This is a genomic window from Sulfitobacter sp. 1A10359 (assembly GCF_043558145.1).
GTDB lineage: Bacteria > Pseudomonadota > Alphaproteobacteria > Rhodobacterales > Rhodobacteraceae > Sulfitobacter > Sulfitobacter faviae.
On the sequence record NZ_JBIFGB010000004.1, the window covers coordinates 80,504 to 95,597 of the forward strand.

The 15,094-nt window shown below is 65.6% G+C and carries 17 protein-coding genes; 6 read left to right on the top strand and 11 right to left on the bottom strand.

Annotated features, from left to right (window positions below; translation table 11 throughout):
* Positions 1 to 9: 9 nt before the first annotated feature.
* From ACGYK2_RS11620 to ACGYK2_RS11640, 5 genes are all read right to left on the bottom strand, one after another.
* The gene (locus ACGYK2_RS11620) at positions 10 to 1,290 is read right to left on the bottom strand and encodes an amidohydrolase family protein (RefSeq protein WP_271689315.1); all 1,281 of its coding nucleotides are present in this window, start codon (positions 1,288 to 1,290) and stop codon (positions 10 to 12) included.
* 144 nt (positions 1,291 to 1,434) lie between these two features.
* Complete coding sequence (locus tag ACGYK2_RS11625) at positions 1,435 to 2,379, bottom strand: ABC transporter permease (RefSeq protein WP_271689314.1); 945 nt, start codon at positions 2,377 to 2,379, stop codon at positions 1,435 to 1,437.
* Complete coding sequence (locus ACGYK2_RS11630; protein WP_271689313.1) at positions 2,379 to 3,428, bottom strand: ABC transporter permease; 1,050 nt, start codon at positions 3,426 to 3,428, stop codon at positions 2,379 to 2,381. Before ACGYK2_RS11630 ends, ACGYK2_RS11625 begins: the two co-directional genes overlap by 1 nt.
* Complete coding sequence (locus tag ACGYK2_RS11635) at positions 3,418 to 4,965, bottom strand: ABC transporter ATP-binding protein (protein WP_271689312.1); 1,548 nt, start codon at positions 4,963 to 4,965, stop codon at positions 3,418 to 3,420. The genes ACGYK2_RS11630 and ACGYK2_RS11635 overlap by 11 nt, the downstream gene beginning before the upstream one ends.
* On the bottom strand, positions 4,966 to 5,973 hold the full coding sequence (locus ACGYK2_RS11640; RefSeq protein ID WP_271689311.1) for a BMP family protein: 1,008 nt from the start codon (positions 5,971 to 5,973) through the stop codon (positions 4,966 to 4,968). It abuts the gene before it with no gap.
* 173 nt (positions 5,974 to 6,146) lie between these two features.
* On the opposite strand from ACGYK2_RS11640, the gene ACGYK2_RS11645 reads away from it, so the two are divergent.
* On the top strand, positions 6,147 to 7,481 hold the full coding sequence (locus ACGYK2_RS11645; protein ID WP_271689310.1) for an aspartate aminotransferase family protein: 1,335 nt from the start codon (positions 6,147 to 6,149) through the stop codon (positions 7,479 to 7,481).
* Between the two features lie 16 nt (positions 7,482 to 7,497).
* Here the strand turns inward: ACGYK2_RS11645 and ACGYK2_RS11650 are convergent, their stop codons facing one another.
* From ACGYK2_RS11650 to ACGYK2_RS11670, 5 genes are read right to left on the bottom strand one after another with little or no spacing between them, the layout of a single operon-like run.
* Entirely contained in the window at positions 7,498 to 8,466 is a 969-nt protein-coding gene (locus ACGYK2_RS11650) for a TonB family protein (protein WP_271689309.1), read from the bottom strand.
* The gene (locus ACGYK2_RS11655; protein ID WP_209217482.1) at positions 8,463 to 8,852 is read right to left on the bottom strand and encodes a biopolymer transporter ExbD; all 390 of its coding nucleotides are present in this window, start codon (positions 8,850 to 8,852) and stop codon (positions 8,463 to 8,465) included. Before ACGYK2_RS11655 ends, ACGYK2_RS11650 begins: the two co-directional genes overlap by 4 nt.
* Before the next feature lie 2 nt (positions 8,853 to 8,854).
* Positions 8,855 to 9,232: a biopolymer transporter ExbD gene (locus tag ACGYK2_RS11660; RefSeq protein ID WP_276154465.1), complete on the bottom strand. Its 378-nt coding sequence runs from the start codon at positions 9,230 to 9,232 to the stop codon at positions 8,855 to 8,857.
* Complete coding sequence (locus tag ACGYK2_RS11665) at positions 9,225 to 9,911, bottom strand: MotA/TolQ/ExbB proton channel family protein (protein ID WP_067264877.1); 687 nt, start codon at positions 9,909 to 9,911, stop codon at positions 9,225 to 9,227. The genes ACGYK2_RS11660 and ACGYK2_RS11665 overlap by 8 nt, the downstream gene beginning before the upstream one ends.
* Positions 9,911 to 10,357 carry a hypothetical protein gene (locus ACGYK2_RS11670; RefSeq protein ID WP_271689308.1) on the bottom strand — a complete coding sequence of 149 codons (447 nt, stop codon included), beginning with the start codon at positions 10,355 to 10,357 and terminating at the stop codon, positions 9,911 to 9,913. Before ACGYK2_RS11670 ends, ACGYK2_RS11665 begins: the two co-directional genes overlap by 1 nt.
* Before the next feature lie 279 nt (positions 10,358 to 10,636).
* Between ACGYK2_RS11670 and ACGYK2_RS11675 the strand changes: the two genes are divergently transcribed.
* Positions 10,637 to 11,095 (top strand): beta-lactamase hydrolase domain-containing protein, encoded by a 459-nt coding sequence (locus tag ACGYK2_RS11675; protein WP_271689307.1) that lies wholly within the window; start codon positions 10,637 to 10,639, stop codon positions 11,093 to 11,095.
* Between the two features lie 27 nt (positions 11,096 to 11,122).
* Here ACGYK2_RS11675 and ACGYK2_RS11680 read toward each other — a convergent pair whose 3' ends face one another.
* On the bottom strand, positions 11,123 to 11,428 hold the full coding sequence (locus tag ACGYK2_RS11680) for a metalloregulator ArsR/SmtB family transcription factor (protein WP_271689306.1): 306 nt from the start codon (positions 11,426 to 11,428) through the stop codon (positions 11,123 to 11,125).
* A 92-nt stretch (positions 11,429 to 11,520) separates the two neighbouring features.
* Here ACGYK2_RS11680 and ACGYK2_RS11685 point away from each other — a divergent pair, with 92 nt between their 5' ends.
* The 4 genes from ACGYK2_RS11685 to ACGYK2_RS11700 are packed head-to-tail and all read left to right on the top strand — an operon-like array spanning position 11,521 to position 15,089.
* A complete protein-coding gene (locus ACGYK2_RS11685) occupies positions 11,521 to 11,955 on the top strand; it encodes a YeeE/YedE family protein (RefSeq protein WP_271689305.1) in 435 nt (144 codons plus the stop codon).
* 1 nt (position 11,956) lies between these two features.
* Positions 11,957 to 12,400, top strand: coding sequence for a YeeE/YedE family protein (locus tag ACGYK2_RS11690; RefSeq protein WP_271689304.1), 444 nt, complete (start codon positions 11,957 to 11,959; stop codon positions 12,398 to 12,400).
* Entirely contained in the window at positions 12,397 to 13,314 is a 918-nt protein-coding gene (locus tag ACGYK2_RS11695; protein WP_271689303.1) for an MBL fold metallo-hydrolase, read from the top strand. Before ACGYK2_RS11690 ends, ACGYK2_RS11695 begins: the two co-directional genes overlap by 4 nt.
* Before the next feature lie 50 nt (positions 13,315 to 13,364).
* Positions 13,365 to 15,089, top strand: a complete 1,725-nt coding sequence (locus ACGYK2_RS11700) for a SulP family inorganic anion transporter (RefSeq protein WP_276154464.1) — start codon at positions 13,365 to 13,367, stop codon at positions 15,087 to 15,089.
* Positions 15,090 to 15,094 lie beyond the last annotated feature (5 nt).

Genomic DNA, 15,094 nt, shown 5'->3' on the forward strand with positions numbered 1-15,094 from the left:
AGCCCGGTTTTACGAATGCGCGCTATGGCGGCGGCGCACGCTGTCGGGCCGCCCCGGCAGGCTGAGCCGCGCGTCGTTGCGCGCCTGTTGTGAGATCACGCGGCCCTTGGCCACAACGCAGAGCCGGTCGGGCCGCAGGCGCAACGCCTCGATCGGGTTGCCCGCGTCCAGTACCACCAGCGAGGCGGTCGCGCCGACGCGCAGCCCGTAGTCCTGCAAGCCGAGGATCCGCGCGTTCACATTCGTCACCATGTCAAAGCAGCGGCGCATCTCCTCGGGCGAGGTCATCTGCGCCACATGCAGCCCCATGAAGGCCACGTCGAGCATGTCGCCCGTGCCCATGGAATACCACGGGTCCATCACACAGTCCTGCCCCCAGCCGACGTCGATGCCCATGGCCTGCATCTCTTTCACGCGCGTCAGGCCGCGGCGTTTCGGGAAGCTATCGTGGCGGCCCTGCAGGGTGATGTTAATGAGCGGGTTCGGGATCGCGGCGACCTCTGCCTCGGCTATCAGCGGCAGCAGTTTCGAGACGTAGTAATTGTCCATCGAATGCATCGACGTGAGGTGAGAACCAGCCACCCTGCCCTGCAACCCGAGGCGTTGGGTCTCATAGGCCAGCGTCTCGATGTGGCGCGAATGGGGGTCGTCGGTCTCATCGCAATGCAGGTCGACCATGAGGCCGCGTTCGGCGGCGAGTTCGCATAGGGCAGTGACGGAGCGGGCGCCGTCGGCCATGGTGCGTTCGAAATGCGGGATGCCGCCCACCACATCGACACCCATGTCGAGGGCGCGAATGGTGTTCTCATGCGCCGTGGGGTCGCGGTAGAGCCCGTCTTGCGGGAAGGCGACGAGTTGCAGGTCGATGTAGTCCTTCACCGTCTCGCGCACGTCGAGCAGGGCTTCGACGCCCAGAAGCCGGTCGTCGCAGGTGTCGACATGGCTGCGGATCGCCAGAAGCCCCAACGAGGCGGCCCAATCGCAATATTCCAGCGCGCGGGCTTTGACCTCGTCCTGGGTCATCACTTCCTTGAGTTCGCCCCAGAGGCCGATGCCTTCCAGAAGCGTGCCCGAGGCGTTGATCCGCGGGGTGCCGTAGCTGAGCGTGGCGTCCATGTGGAAATGCGGGTCGACGAAGGGCGGGCTGACGAGGTCGCCGCTGGCGTCGATGGTGTCGCGGGCCTCGGCGGTGGAGAGGTCTTCGATGGCGGCGATGCGGTCGCCCTTGATGCCGATGTCGGTGGCGCGGCCGTCGGGGAGCGTGCCGCCTTTGATGATGAGGTCGAACATGGGTTGGTCCTTGTGACTGCGGGGCTGAATACCACGAAGGGCAGTCCCCGGCCGCGGGTGGGGGGTGAAAGCCCCCGCCCGGGGGGGCGGCCGGGGGCTGCCCGGCCTGCGGCCGGACGGAAGGGTTGAGAGGGAGCGCTGCGTTCAGCGCTCACCCTTGTTGAACGGCACCATCAGCGCCGCTGGCACCTGCGCGCGGCGCGACATGACGACAAGCGCGAGGATCGACAGGATATAAGGCGCCATGAGGAAAATCTGATAGGGAATGTCGGCCCCAAGCGGCGTCTGCTGCACCCGGATCTGCAGTGCGTCGAAGGCGGCGAAGAGCACCGCGCCCAGAAGCGTCTTGCCCGGCTTCCACGAGCCGAAGACCACCAGCGCGATGCAGATCCAGCCGCGGCCGTTGACCATCTCGAAGAAGAACGAGTTGAAGGCCGACATGGTCAGGAAGGCCCCGCCCACGGCCATCAGCCCGCTGCCAACCATGACCGCGCCGATGCGGATTGCCGAGACGCTGAGCCCCTGCGCCTCCACCGCCGCCGGATTCTCGCCCGCCGCGCGCAGGGCGAGGCCCATGGGCGTGCGGTAAAGCACCAGCGTGACCACCAGCACCAGCACGAAGGCCAGATAGGTCAGCGGGGTCTGGTTGAAGAGCGCGGGACCGATCACCGGGATCTCGGACAGGAGCGGGATCTCCAGCGGCTGGAAGGCCTCGATCTTGGGCGGCGAAGTGACCTCGGGCAGCGCCAGACGGTAGCAATAGTAGGTGAGCGATGTCGCCAACAGCGTGATTCCAAGGCCGACGACATGCTGGCTGAGGCCAAAGGGCACGGTGAGCACGCCGTGCACCAGCCCGAAGGCCATGCCCGAGAGCATCGCCACCGCCACGCCGAACCACAGCCCGCCGCCGAGATAGACGGTAAGCCAGCCGGCAAAGGCGCCGACGACCATGATGCCTTCGATACCAAGGTTCAGAACCCCTGCCCGCTCGCAGATCAACTCGCCCAAGGCGGCGAAGATCAGCGGCGAGGCGATGCGGATCGCGGCGGTCCAAAAGCTCGCCTGAAGGAGAATGTCGAAAATATCCATCAGTCGCGCCTCACCCGGAATTTCGTGAGCATGATCGCCAGCACCATCGCCAGCAGCGCCAGCGCCAGCATGATGTCGGCGAGATATGTCGGCACGCCCGCGGCGCGGCTCATGCTGTCGGCACCCACGAAGATGCCGGCGACGAAGAGCGCCGCCACCACCACGCCCAAGGGGTTCAAAAGCGCCAACATGGCGACGATGATCCCGGTGTAGCCAAAGCCCGGCGAGATATCCAAGGTGAGGTTGCCCTTGAGTCCCGCCACCTCGGAAAAGCCTGCCAGTGCGGCAAGGCCGCCCGACAAGAGCGCCGTCTTGATCAGCACGGCGTTCACCGGGATGCCCGCGAAACGCGCCGCCGCGGGGTTCAGACCCACCGCGCGCATCTCGTAGCCCAGCGTGCTGCGGCGCTGGATCACCCAGACCACCAGCGCCGAGATCAGCGCGAGGCCAAAGCCCCAGTGCAGCCGCAGCCCCTCGGCGATGCGCGGCAGACGCGCCTCCCCGATCAGCCGGGCGGACTTGGGCCAGCCGAGACCCATCGGGTCTTTCAGCGGCCCTTCGAGTAGCATGGAGACCCAGAGCAGCACGACGAAATTCAAAAGCAGCGTGGTGACGACCTCATCGACGCCGAAGCGGGTCTTGAGGAAGGTCGGCACCAGCAGTACCACGGCCCCGGCGAGCATGGCGGCGACGGCAATCGTCGGCAGCAGCGCGAAGCTGGGCCATGCCAGCGCGCCGGTGCCCAGCACCACGGTGACGACCGCGCCCATGTAAAGCTGCGCCTCGGCGCCGATGTTCCACAGTTTCGCGCGGAAGGCGACGGCGACGGCGAGGCCGGTGAAGATCAGCGGCGTGGCGCGGTTAAGCGTCTCCAACAACGCGAATTTCGAGCCGAAGGCGCCCTTGACGATCAGGCCCAGCACCGAAAACGGCTGCGCGCCCGCGACCATCGCCAGCAGAGAGGCGACGACCACGGTGGCGAAAAGCGCCAGCGCGGGCAGGCCCAGTGAGCGGGTCCACGTGGGGTTGGCGACGGGTTCAAGCCGCATGAGAGGTCTCCTCGAATCCATCGCCCGCCATCCAGACGCCCAATTCGGCAGGGGTAAGCGCGCCGCGGGCGAAGGGGGGCGAAAGGCGGCCTTCGGAGATCACGTGGATCACGTCCGACAGCGCCGTGACCTCGTCGAGGTCTTCGGAAATCAGCAGCACCGCCGCCCCGCGGTCGCGGGCGGCCAAGAGTTGTTCGTGCACGTAGGTGAGCGCCCCGATGTCGAGGCCGCGCACCGGTTGGTTGGCCAGCACCACCGAAGGCGCGGTTTCCAGCACCCGGCCCAAGATCAGCTTTTGCATGTTGCCGCCTGAGAGCAGCCGAATGCGCGTTTCGGGATCGGGGCAGCGCACGTCGTATCCCTTGATGATCTTGGCCGCGAAATCGCGCGCGGCGCGCCAGTTCATCCAGCCGTGGCGGGAAAACCCGGGGCGGGAATAGAGCTCGAGCACCGCGTTCTCGGTGAGATCGAAATCGGCGATGGTGCCGGTCTTATGGCGGTCTTCGGGAATGCGGGCGATGCCCGCGCCGATGGCGGCATGGGGCGACCAGCCGCGCGGCGCGGCGCCTTTCACGTGGAACGTGCCGGAGGCAGGGCGAATGAGGCCGCCGATGAGGTCAGCAAGCGCCGTCTGCCCGTTGCCGGACACCCCGGCGAGGCCGGTGATCTGGCCCGCGCGCAGTTCCAGATCGACATTCTTCAGCCCCGGCGCGCTGCCGACGTCGGGCGTGGAGACACCCTGAAGCGTCACCAGCGCGGCACCGGGATCGGCGCGGCGCACCACGGGGGCGGCGACTTCGGAGCCCACCATCATCTGCGCCATGGCGGCGCGGTCGGTCTCGGCGGTCTTGGCCTCGGCCACCAACTTGCCGTGACGCAGCACCACGACGCGCGAGGAGATCGCCATGACCTCATGCAGCTTGTGGGAAATGAAAATGACCGAGAGGCCAAGGGCGACCGCTTTTCGCATGGTGGCAAAGAGGTCCTCGGTTTCCTGCGGGGTCAGCACCGCCGTGGGTTCGTCGAGGATCAGGATACGCGCCTCGCGGTAGAGGGCTTTCAGGATCTCGACCCGCTGCCGTTCGCCGACGCTGAGGCTGCCGACTTGGGCGTCGGGATCGACCCTGAGACCGTAGTCCTCCATCAACGCCACGATCCGCTGCCGCGCCTGCGCACGGCCAAAGCCGGGTCGCCAGATCGAGCGGGTGCCAAGCACGATGTTCTCCAGAACGGACATGTTGTCGGCCAGCGTGAAATGCTGGTGCACCATGCCGACACCGGCGGCCAGCGCGGCGCGGGGGTTACCGGCGGGCAGACGCTCGCCAAAAACCTCCACATGGCCCTCGTCGGGCGTGTAGTGGCCGAAGAGGATGTTCATCAGCGTGGTCTTGCCCGCGCCGTTTTCGCCCAACAGGGCAATGACTTCGCCCTGCCGCAGATCGAAGGAGATCGCGTCATTGGCGGTGAGTTTGCCAAATCGTTTGGTAATGCCATCGAGGCGCAGGACCACCTGCGCCTCGGGGTTTTGATCGGTCATTTAGTTGGACTTCGGCTCTTCGTCGTTGATCTCGACCGTGAAGGACCCGTCGCGGATCGCCTTCTCGCGCTCCTCGATGAGGTCCATCGCCTCTTGCGGGACCTTGCCCTCAAAGGTGCCCAGAGGCGCGAGCGAGGAACCACCCTCGGCCATGAAGGAATAGCGGCCGTAGTCGTCGGCCTTGAACTCGCCCGCTTTGACGGCGGCGATGGCGGCATCGAGCGTCGGCTCGAAATGCCACAGGGCGGAGGCGACGACGGTCTCGGGGTATTCGGCTTGCGTATCGATCACGTTGCCGATCGCCAGAACACCCTTCTCCTGCGCCGCGTCCGAGACGCCGAAACGCTCGGCATAGAGCACGTCGGCCCCCTGCTCGACCATAGCGAAGGCGGTTTCCTTGGCTTTGGGCGGATCGAACCAAGAGCCGATGAAGCTGACTTGGAACTTGATATCGGGGTTCATCTCGGCAGCGCCAGCCATGAAAGCATGCATCAGGCGGTTCACTTCCGGGATCGGGAAGCCGCCGACCATGCCGATGTTGCCGCTCTCGGTCATCGACCCTGCTACGATGCCCGAAAGGTAGGCCGCGTCTTGAATGTAATTGTCGAAGACCGCGAAATTCGGCAGCGCATCGTCCTGCTTGAAGCTGGAGCCCATGAGGAAGGCAACCTCGGGGTAATCGGCGGCGACCTCGCGGGCCTCGGCCTCGGCGCCGAAGACCTCGCCCACGATCAACTGGTTGCCGGCCTCGGCATATTCACGCAGCACGCGGGCGTAATCGGTGTTTGAGACATTCTCGGTGAAGGTATACTCGATGTCGCCACGTTCCTGTGCCGCCTCGGCAGCCTTGTGGATACGGCTGACCCATTGCTGTTCCACCGGCACGGTGTAGACGCCCGCAACCTTGATCGGCTCGGCGGCCAGCGCGCCCTGCGGCAAAAGGCTGGCACCCGCCAGCATGGCCGCCGTACCCAATAGGAAGCGGCGTGTGAAATTGCGTTGTGTCATTTTTATCCCCCGTTGGTTAGGTATTTTACCGTTTGATAAAATATTTTACCTGTCAAGCTTCTCCTGACCCTAGGTCAGCCCAAGCTTTTCCGAATAGGCGCCTTGTGCTGATTAATGTGGCAGTCAGCAGGCGAAGCGGTAAATAGGGTCGACCCCAAGGATCGGATTCTACGATGAGCCATGTATTGCACCGTAACCTGCGCGCCACGCAACCTGTGATCGTACGCGGAGAAGGAAATTTCCTTATTGATGACAAGGGGAAGCGCTATCTGGACGCCTGTGGCGGTGCGGCTGTATCAAGCCTTGGGCATGACAATGCCGCCGTGCGCGCCGCCGTCGCCGCGCAGATGGACAAGCTTGTCTTTGCCCATACTGGCCTTTTCACCAACGCCCCGGCAGAGGCACTGGCCGACCATCTCATCGCCCGCGCGCCCGAGGGTACGGGCGAAGGCCGGGTCATGTATCTGGGCAGCGGGTCCGAAGCGATGGAGGCGGCGCTGAAGCTCGCCCGGCAGTACCATCTGGAGCGCGGCGACACGGCGCGCGCCAAGATCATCGCGCGCAAGCCCAGCTATCACGGCAATACGCTGGGGGCCTTGGCCGTGGGCGGTCATGCCGGGCGCCGCAAACCCTTTGCCCCGATGTTGATGGAGGTCGAGCATATCGACGCCGCCTATGCCTACCGCCTGCAACGCGAGGGCGAGAGCGCGGCGGATTTCGCGCGGCGGCTGGCGGATCAGTTGGAGGCGCGGATTGTTGAGCTGGGGCCGGAGACGGTGGCCGCCTTCGTGGCCGAGCCGGTGGTCGGCGCCTCGCTCGGCTCCCAGCCCGCGCCTGCGGGATATTTCAAACATGTGCGTGAGATTTGTGATCGGTACGGCGTGCTGCTCATCGCTGATGAGGTGATGTGCGGCATGGGGCGGACGGGCAGCCTTTTCGCGTTGGAGCAGGAAGGCATTTGCGCCGATATCACCACCATGGCCAAGGGCCTCGGCGCGGGCTACCAGCCGATCGCGGCGGTGATGGCGCGGCAAAGCGTGATCGAGGCGATCATGGCGGGCAGCGGCAACCTGTGGAACGGGCACACCTATATGTCCCATGCGGTGGCCACGGCGGGCGCGCTGGCGGTGCTGCAAGAGGTCGAGAGCCGCGATTTGCTGAGCGCGGTGCGCACCCGGGGGCAGCAGTTGGAAACCGCGCTGCGCGACCGCTTCGGCCAGCATGCCCATGTCGGTGACATTCGCGGGCGCGGGCTGTTCTGGTCCATCGAACTGGTGGCCGACTGCGACAGCAAGACGCCCTTCGACGTCAGCCGCAACCTTGCGGGCAAGATCCAGCGCGCGGCGATGGAGGCAGGGATGATCTGCTACCCTTCGCAGGGCTGCGCCGATGGCACGGCGGGGGATCACGTTCTGCTGGCTCCGGCCTTTACCTCTCCACCCGAGGAAATCGAGATGACGGTCGAGATGCTGGGCACGGCGGTCGATGGGGTGATCGCGGAGGGCTGAGCCCTCCGCCTGCCCGTTACCGGCCCTTGATCTGGATCGAGAAGTTGCGCCGTGCCCCGGCGGGCGGGCGCGGGAAAGGGGCGGCCTTGCGAATGATGCCAAGCGCCGCCTGATCCAGCGCCGCCGACCCGGAACTGCGGGCCACGCGAACCCCTGCCAACTGCCCGCCCCCACCGATGGAAAAGGCGATCACAGCCGTCCCGCGGGAGCGGACGCGCGGCTTGCCGACGCGGGCGATGCGGCTCATCACCTTGCCGGGATAGTTGCTGGCCGCCGCATTGCCCGCAGGCGCGGCGGCACGTTGGCGGCTGCCCGATTGCGCGGCATTGCCCGCGCGGCTGGCGGTCTGCGCGCCCTTGGTGTTGTTGCGCTTCGCATTGCCGCGCGTGGTCTGTTTGGGCTTGGGTTTCGGCTGCGGCTTGGGCTTGGCCTTCTTGGCGGCCTCGGCGGCGCGTTCGGGGTCGCGGCGCTGCGGGCGCTGCGACAGGCGCGGCGCGTCATCCTCGGCCTCGGCGGTGAGGGTTTCGACCGGCGGCACCGGGGCGGCAGCCGTAATGGTTGGCGTGGCCTCAGTCGTCTCGGGCGGGGTTTCGACCGGGGTCAGGGCGGGCAAGACCGGCGTCTCTGTCGGCGCGGCGGCGGGCGGGGCCACGGGCATCGGCTCGGCCTCAACCGTCTGCACCGGCTCTGCGACGGGCGCAGGCGTGGGGGTGAGCGTGGGCTCGGGCGCGGGGGTCGGCGGCAGGGCCTCTGCGGTCTCCAGCGGTTCGGGTCCGGGGGTTGGGGTGATCTCTTCCACCGGTTCGGCATCCAATGTGCCGACCGCCATATCCTCGAACCGCGTGCCAAGCTGGGCCGCGGCGGGCGCGCCGCCGCCTGCGATCTTGGCGCTGTCGTCGATCTGGGCGAGTTGCGACACGCCCACGACGAGGCTGGCCGCGACGCCGATGGAAAGTGTTTTGACGAGACCGGAACGGGGGATCATTGCAGCGCCCTTTCGGTGACAAGCATGACGCGCGCGGCCCCTGCCCCGCGCAGCTCGCGAGTCAGTTCGACAAGGCGGCGGGCGGGCAGCGCACGGTCGGGGAGGAGCCGCACGGTGTCGCGCTCTTCTTCGGGCAGCGCGTCGATGAAATCGACCACGCTGGCGCGGTCTTGGCCTGCGTAGGTCATGCGGCCATCGGCATGGACCACCAGCGCATTGGGCGGGGCGCGGCCCTCAAGCTCGCGGGTTTCGACGAGGTTGAGATCGGAATCGAGCGGCTGCGACAGGGTGCCTGCGACCATGAAGAAGACCAGCATCAGAAAGACGATGTTGATCAGCGCGATGGTCGGTTCGCGTTGCGGTTTGGCCTTGGCGATGGGTCGCATGGTCAGCCCTCCAGAACCGAGACGCTGAGCCCCGGCAGGGCGCGCAGCGCGATGAGCAGATCGGCCAGCGCCTGCGCCTCGACCTGGGCCCCGAGCGAGACCAAAAGCGGGGTGCCCTCCTCGGCCTCGGCCAAGGGGCTGGCGGTCAACGCGTCAAGCGCCAGCGCATCGCCGTTGAGGCGCAGCCCCTCGGTGGTCAGTTGCAGGAAATAGGGTTTCGCCCCCGCCTCGGCCCCTGCCCCGGATGTCGCTGCGGCCAATTCGATCTCGGCAAATTTTGAGAAGGTCGAGGTCAGCATGAAAAACAACAACAGCAGAAAGATCACGTCGATCAGGGAGGTCATGGAGAGGCGGTTGCGCCGCCGGCGTGGCCTAGCCATGGGCTGGCCGGGGCGCGGCGGCGGCAAAGGGCGTGGCGGCGGGCGCAGCGGCGGGGGCCGCGTTCTGGCCCGGGTGCAGCACGGTGAGGATCGCCTTATCGGCGATGACGCGCTCGTTCTCCATGCGTTGCTCAAGCCAGCTGAGCACCAGCGCGGTCGGCATGGCCACGACAAGCCCGACGGCAGTGGTCAGAAGCGCCACCCAGATGCCACCGGCGAGGATCGACGGGTCCACCTGAGAGCCCGCATCCTGCAAGGCGCGGAAGGCTTCGATCATGCCCAGAACCGTGCCGAAGAGACCCAAGAGCGGGGCAAGCTGCGCCACGGAATCAAGCAGGCGGAAGCCGCGCTCTAGCTTGGCAAAACGCATCTCGGCCTCGGCCTGCAAGCGAGAGGCACCCGCCTCAGGCGCGGACATGGCCAATTCGATCACCGGGGCGAGGTAGCTTTTCGACCGGCCCAGCGCCGCGCGGGCGGCGGCGGCATCGCCACGCTCCCATGCGTTGACCGCTTCGGACAGCGCCCGGTGGCGGCCCACGGCGGCGGCGCGGAACTGCCAAGTCTTATAAAGCGCGACCGCAAGGGTCAGCACGGCCACGGCCATCAGGATCACCACCACCGGGCCACCGGTTTCGGCAATGCCCCGCAGCGGGGTCAGCAGCGCGTCAAGTTGATCCATCAGCCCAGCACCTCGATCTCGGTCCGGGTCGCCGGGGCCAGCGCGCTTTCGCAGGTGCCCGCCTCGATCCCCGCGCCGTCACAGCTTTGCGCGCCATTAAAGAGGATGCGGCCAAGGTTTTCGCAGGTGATCTGCGGCACCACGAATTGACGCACGCGCGGGCGGCCAACGGGCAGTTCGCCGAAATCGAAGAGCGTTAGCCGGTTCACGGTGCCTTCGCGGTCGAACAGCACCGTTTCATAGACCGCCTTGTCGAGCGGGGCGGAAAGCTCGTTGGTGATGAGGAAGGTCAGCTTGCAATTGGCTTCCGTGGTGTCGGCGGCGTTCAGTTCGACCTTGAGCGCGGGCGAGGCGCTGGCCGGGGTTGCAGCGGGCGTCTCGGCGGCGGCGCCTTCGGCGATGGTCAGGGACAGGGCCGCGAGGAACGCGGAACGAAAATGCGGCATGGGGGTGGCTCCCGATGGGTTTGTCTTTGATCACGGCGCAGGTCTGGGGCGCCTGCCACAGCTGGGCAGAATCGTCGCAGCACCTCTTGCGCCAAGCGGAATTTCTGCCAGCTGCCTAGCAAAACCGGGCGGCGGTGACAATCCTGACTTTAATACTCGGATTATATCTGCGCAGCGCGGCCCGTTCTGCTAAGCGGGGAACAGTTGCGCCGGGTTGGGGTTGGGCCGCTGAAACCACCACGCGCGGGCGACTGCATCCGCGCAGAGAAGGAGGCCAGAATGACCGACGACAGCCAAAAGATCGCGACCATCGACCCTGCCCATAACGTGGCCCTGTTCACGCCGGACGCAAAAGGGCTGGAGCAGGCGGCCTCGGCCGGGATGAAAACACTGGTGAACTTCCGTGCCTCGGATGAGAAAGGCGGCCTCTCCCCCGATGCAGAGCGGCTGGTGGCCGAGAAGCTGGGGTTGAACTACCTGCACCATCCGGTGACGCCGGACAGCCTCGGACCCGAGACGGTGGATGAATTCCGCCAATCACTAGACGACTTGCCCCAGCCGGTGTTTCTGCACTGCGCGTCGGGCAAACGTGCAGGGGCGATGACCTTGATGGCGCTCGCGGCGGATAAGGGTTGGGACGGTGACACGGCCCTGCAGGAGGGCAAGGCCCGCGGCATCGACCTGACCGAAGAGAAGATCGGTCAGTTGGTTAAATCCTACGCAGATAGCAAAGCGTAAGAGAAGCGCCCGGTTTTGCTGGGCGTTTTACTTTTGCGCGCAGTAGAGGCCATGCAGCGTTTCCAGAACGGCCACGGCTTCCTGCCCCTTGACGCGGTAAAAGATCGTCTGCCCCGCCCGGCGGCTGTCGACCAGACCGGCGTCCTTCAACTTTTTCAACTGCTGCGACATGGTGGATTGCGACAGACCGCAGGCCTGCGCCAAATCCCCGACCGAGCGTTCCCCACTGATCAGACGGCACAGGATCTGCAACCGCGCTTCTGAGGCAAGCATCGTCATAAGCGCCGCAGCCCCGGCGATATCGCCATCCAGAAAGTCGTCCGTGTTTTTCATATTAGCATCATTGAATATTATGATGACGTAATATATACTGATTTAAAGTCTGACACAAGGCAGCCGCTTGGCGGGCCGTAAGGAGTTGAGAGATGGAAACCGAATTCACACCATGGCTGTCGCTGAGCGGCGGCGCGATGATCGGGGCCTCGGCGGTGCTGTTGATGGCCACGAACGGCCGCATCGCGGGGATCAGCGGGCTGACCTCTCGGCTTTTCGCGCGTGACAGCGACGGCGAAGCGCGGGGCGTGTCGTTTTTCTTCGTATTGGGGCTTTTGCTCGCGGCGCCGCTTTGGTTGATTACCTCGGGTGGCTGGCCGCAGCAATGGGTGCCTTCGAACCCCGTCCTGATGGCCGTGGCCGGGCTGCTCGTCGGCTTTGGCGCGACCTATGGCAACGGCTGCACCTCGGGCCACGGCGTCTGCGGGATCAGCCGAGGCTCGGCGCGGTCGATCGTGGCGACGGTGACCTTCATGGCGACGGCATTCGTGACCGTCTTTGTCATGCGCCATGTGATCGGAGGGTGACATGAAACAGTTCTTTGCCCTGCTCTCCGGCCTTTTGTTCGGCATAGGCCTGATCGTTTCCGGCATGGCCGACCCGGCCAAAGTGCTGAACTTCCTCGATGTTTTTGGCACATGGGATCCCAGCCTTGCCTTTGTCATGGGCGGCGCCATCGCGGTGACGGCACCGGGGTTCGCATGGCTGTTCCGCTGCCGTCAGACCCCCTATTTCGACCATAAATTCCGCCTTCCCACCCGCAACGACCTTGAGCCGAAACTGCTAACCGGCGCCGCGATTTTCGGCATCGGCTGGGGCTTGGGCGGCTTTTGCCCCGGCCCGGCATTGACCGCCCTGCCCATCGCGGCCAGCGGCACCTTGATCTTTGTCCCCTTCATGCTGGGCGGCATGTGGGTCGCCCGGCACAGCCCTAATTTGACCTCTAAATCCAAGAAAGGACCAGCCAGATGAGCGACCCTCTCAATTCACCCGTCGTGCGCCACTCCCCTTCGACCGGAGCAGGCAGCCCCGATGTCTGGGGCATCTATGAGCCTGACACCGGCTCGATCCAGTACATCTGTGCCGATCCGGCGACAAAGAAGGCCGCGTTGATCGACGTGGTGTGGAACTTCGACCCGAAGAACTACAAGTTCACGACCGAAAGCATGGATCAGGTGCTTGATCTGGTTAAGGAAAATGGCCTCACCGTGGAATGGGTGCTGGATACCCACCCCCATGCGGATCACGTCATGGCCTCGGCCCAGTTGAAAGAGCGTACGGGCGCGCCCAACGCTATTGGCGCGCTGGTGCCTGAGATCGCCAAGATTTGGGCCGATCTTTACAACATGCCCGATGCCTTTGACCCGGATCGCGATTTTGATCACCTGTTTCAGGAGGGCGAGACCTTCAAGATCGGCGAGCTTGACGCCAAGGTGATGCTGTCGCCCGGGCATACGCTGGGGTCGATCACCTATGTCTGTGGCGATGCGGCCTTCGTGCATGACACGCTGATGCAGCCCGACGCGGGCACCTCGCGGTCGGATTTCCCCGGCGGCACGACTGAGGAGTTGTGGGACTCGATCCAAGACATCCTCGCCCTGCCCGGCGACACGCGGCTTTACATCGGCCATGACTACGGCACCGATGAGCGCGATGAGCCCCGGTGGGAGGCCACGGTGGACGAGCACCGCGCCCATAACATCCACGTCAAGGATGGCACCAAGCGCGAGGACTACATCGAGCGCCGCCAGAAACGCGACGCGACCCTGTCGCTGCCCAACCGCATCCTCGCCGCATTGCAGATCAACCTGCGCGGCGGCCGACTGCCCCCGGCGGAGGATGATGGCCATCACTACCTGAAACTGCCCGTAAACCGTTTCGATTGAGCCAACCGGGCGGCCCCTTGGGGCCGCCCCTATCTGACGGATCGCCGCCCATGCCTCTCCCTTCGCTTTCGCACTACCTGCCGATCCTCGACTGGGGGCGGCGCTATGACCGCGGCCAGTTCACCGGGGATATGATCGCGGCGGTGATCGTGACGATCATGCTGATCCCGCAATCGCTGGCCTATGCGCTTTTGGCGGGGATGCCGCCCGAGGCCGGGATCTATGCCTCCATCGCGCCCATCGTGCTCTACGCCATCTTTGGCACCAGCCGCGCGCTGGCGGTGGGGCCGGTGGCCGTGGTCTCGCTGATGACGGCGGCGGCAGTGGGCGAGATCGCGCAGAGCGGCACGGCGGGCTATGTCACGGCGGCGCTGACGCTGGCCTTTCTGTCGGGTGCGATGCTGCTGGCGCTTGGGCTGTTTCGGCTGGGGTTTCTGGCGAATTTCCTGTCGCACCCGGTGATCGCGGGCTTCATCACCGCCTCCGGCATCCTGATCGCCGCCAGCCAGTTGCGGCATATTCTGGGGATCGAGGCCGAGGGGCATACCCTGCCGCAGATCCTGTCGAGCCTCTGGGCGCATCTGGGGGAGGTCAATGTCATCACCCTCGGCTTGGGCTTGGCCGCCACGGCCTTCCTGTTCTGGGTGCGCGGCGGACTGAAACCGCTGCTGCGGCGCATGGGGCTGGGGCCGCAGATGGCGGATATCGGGGCCAAAACCGGGCCGGTGCTGGCGATCTTGGCCACGACGCTGGCGGTCTGGGGCTTCGATCTGGGTGCGCGGGGTGTTGCGATCGTGGGGGAAGTGCCGCAGAGCCTGCCGCCGCTCACCCTGCCCTCCTTCTCCCCCGACCTGCTGGCGCAACTCTTCGTCCCGGCGCTGCTGATCTCGGTCATCGGCTTTGTCGAGAGCATCAGCGTGGCGCAGACCTTGGCCGCAAAGAAACGCCAGCGGATCGACCCGGATCAGGAGTTGATCGGCCTCGGCAGCGCCAACCTTGGCGCGGCCTTTACCGGCGGCTTTCCGGTCACCGGGGGCTTCTCGCGCTCGGTGGTGAACTTCGACGCGGGCGCCGAGACCCCTGCCGCAGGCGCTTTCACTGCCGCCGGGCTGGCGCTGGCGGCGCTTTTTCTGACGCCGCTCATCCACTACCTGCCCAAAGCCACGCTGGCCGCCACGATCATCGTCGCGGTGCTGAGCCTCGTCGACTTCTCAATCCTGAAACGCGCTTGGGCCTTCAGCCACGCCGATTTCGCCGCCGTCAGCGTGACGATCCTGCTGACGCTGATCTTCGGCGTCGAAGCCGGGGTGAGCGCGGGCGTCGTGACTTCGATCCTCGTGCATCTTTACAAGACCTCCCGCCCGCATATGGCCGTGGTGGGCCGGGTGCCGGGGACCGAGCATTTCCGCAATGTGCTGCGGCATGAGGTTGAGACCCAGCCACACGTGCTGAGCCTGCGGGTGGACGAAAGCCTCTATTTTCCCAATGCGCGGTTCTTGGAGGATCAGCTGGCGCAATATGCCGCCGATAAGCCTGACCTCACGGATGTGGTGCTGATGTTCCCCGCGGTGAATGAAATCGACCTCTCGGCGCTGGAATCGCTCGAAGCGATCAACACGCGGCTGCGGGATGCCGATATTCGCCTGCACTTGAGCGAGGTGAAAGGCCCGGTGATGGACCGGCTGAAACGCAGTCATTTCCTTGACGAGCTGACCGGGGAGGTCTTTCTCAGCCAGCATGAGGCGGCCTGCGCGCTGGCCAAATCCCGGCGGTGAGGCCA

Excerpts from the sequence above, each read along its gene's own strand:
- ACGYK2_RS11630 (WP_271689313.1), bottom strand. The coding sequence starts at position 3,428 with ATGCGGCTTGAACCCGTCGCCAACCCCACGTGGACCCGCTCACTGGGC.
- ACGYK2_RS11645 (WP_271689310.1), top strand. The coding sequence starts at position 6,147 with ATGAGCCATGTATTGCACCGTAACCTGCGCGCCACGCAACCTGTGATC.
- ACGYK2_RS11680 (WP_271689306.1), bottom strand. The coding sequence starts at position 11,428 with ATGAAAAACACGGACGACTTTCTGGATGGCGATATCGCCGGGGCTGCG.
- ACGYK2_RS11670 (WP_271689308.1), bottom strand. The coding sequence starts at position 10,357 with ATGCCGCATTTTCGTTCCGCGTTCCTCGCGGCCCTGTCCCTGACCATC.
- ACGYK2_RS11665 (WP_067264877.1), bottom strand. The coding sequence starts at position 9,911 with ATGGATCAACTTGACGCGCTGCTGACCCCGCTGCGGGGCATTGCCGAA.
- ACGYK2_RS11640 (WP_271689311.1), bottom strand. The coding sequence starts at position 5,973 with ATGACACAACGCAATTTCACACGCCGCTTCCTATTGGGTACGGCGGCC.
- ACGYK2_RS11700 (WP_276154464.1), top strand. The coding sequence starts at position 13,365 with ATGCCTCTCCCTTCGCTTTCGCACTACCTGCCGATCCTCGACTGGGGG.
- ACGYK2_RS11675 (WP_271689307.1), top strand. The coding sequence starts at position 10,637 with ATGACCGACGACAGCCAAAAGATCGCGACCATCGACCCTGCCCATAAC.
- ACGYK2_RS11660 (WP_276154465.1), bottom strand. The coding sequence starts at position 9,232 with ATGGCTAGGCCACGCCGGCGGCGCAACCGCCTCTCCATGACCTCCCTG.
- ACGYK2_RS11690 (WP_271689304.1), top strand. The coding sequence starts at position 11,957 with ATGAAACAGTTCTTTGCCCTGCTCTCCGGCCTTTTGTTCGGCATAGGC.
- ACGYK2_RS11650 (WP_271689309.1), bottom strand. The coding sequence starts at position 8,466 with ATGATCCCCCGTTCCGGTCTCGTCAAAACACTTTCCATCGGCGTCGCG.
- ACGYK2_RS11655 (WP_209217482.1), bottom strand. The coding sequence starts at position 8,852 with ATGCGACCCATCGCCAAGGCCAAACCGCAACGCGAACCGACCATCGCG.
- ACGYK2_RS11625 (WP_271689314.1), bottom strand. The coding sequence starts at position 2,379 with ATGGATATTTTCGACATTCTCCTTCAGGCGAGCTTTTGGACCGCCGCG.
- ACGYK2_RS11620 (WP_271689315.1), bottom strand. The coding sequence starts at position 1,290 with ATGTTCGACCTCATCATCAAAGGCGGCACGCTCCCCGACGGCCGCGCC.
- ACGYK2_RS11685 (WP_271689305.1), top strand. The coding sequence starts at position 11,521 with ATGGAAACCGAATTCACACCATGGCTGTCGCTGAGCGGCGGCGCGATG.
- ACGYK2_RS11695 (WP_271689303.1), top strand. The coding sequence starts at position 12,397 with ATGAGCGACCCTCTCAATTCACCCGTCGTGCGCCACTCCCCTTCGACC.
- ACGYK2_RS11635 (WP_271689312.1), bottom strand. The coding sequence starts at position 4,965 with ATGACCGATCAAAACCCCGAGGCGCAGGTGGTCCTGCGCCTCGATGGC.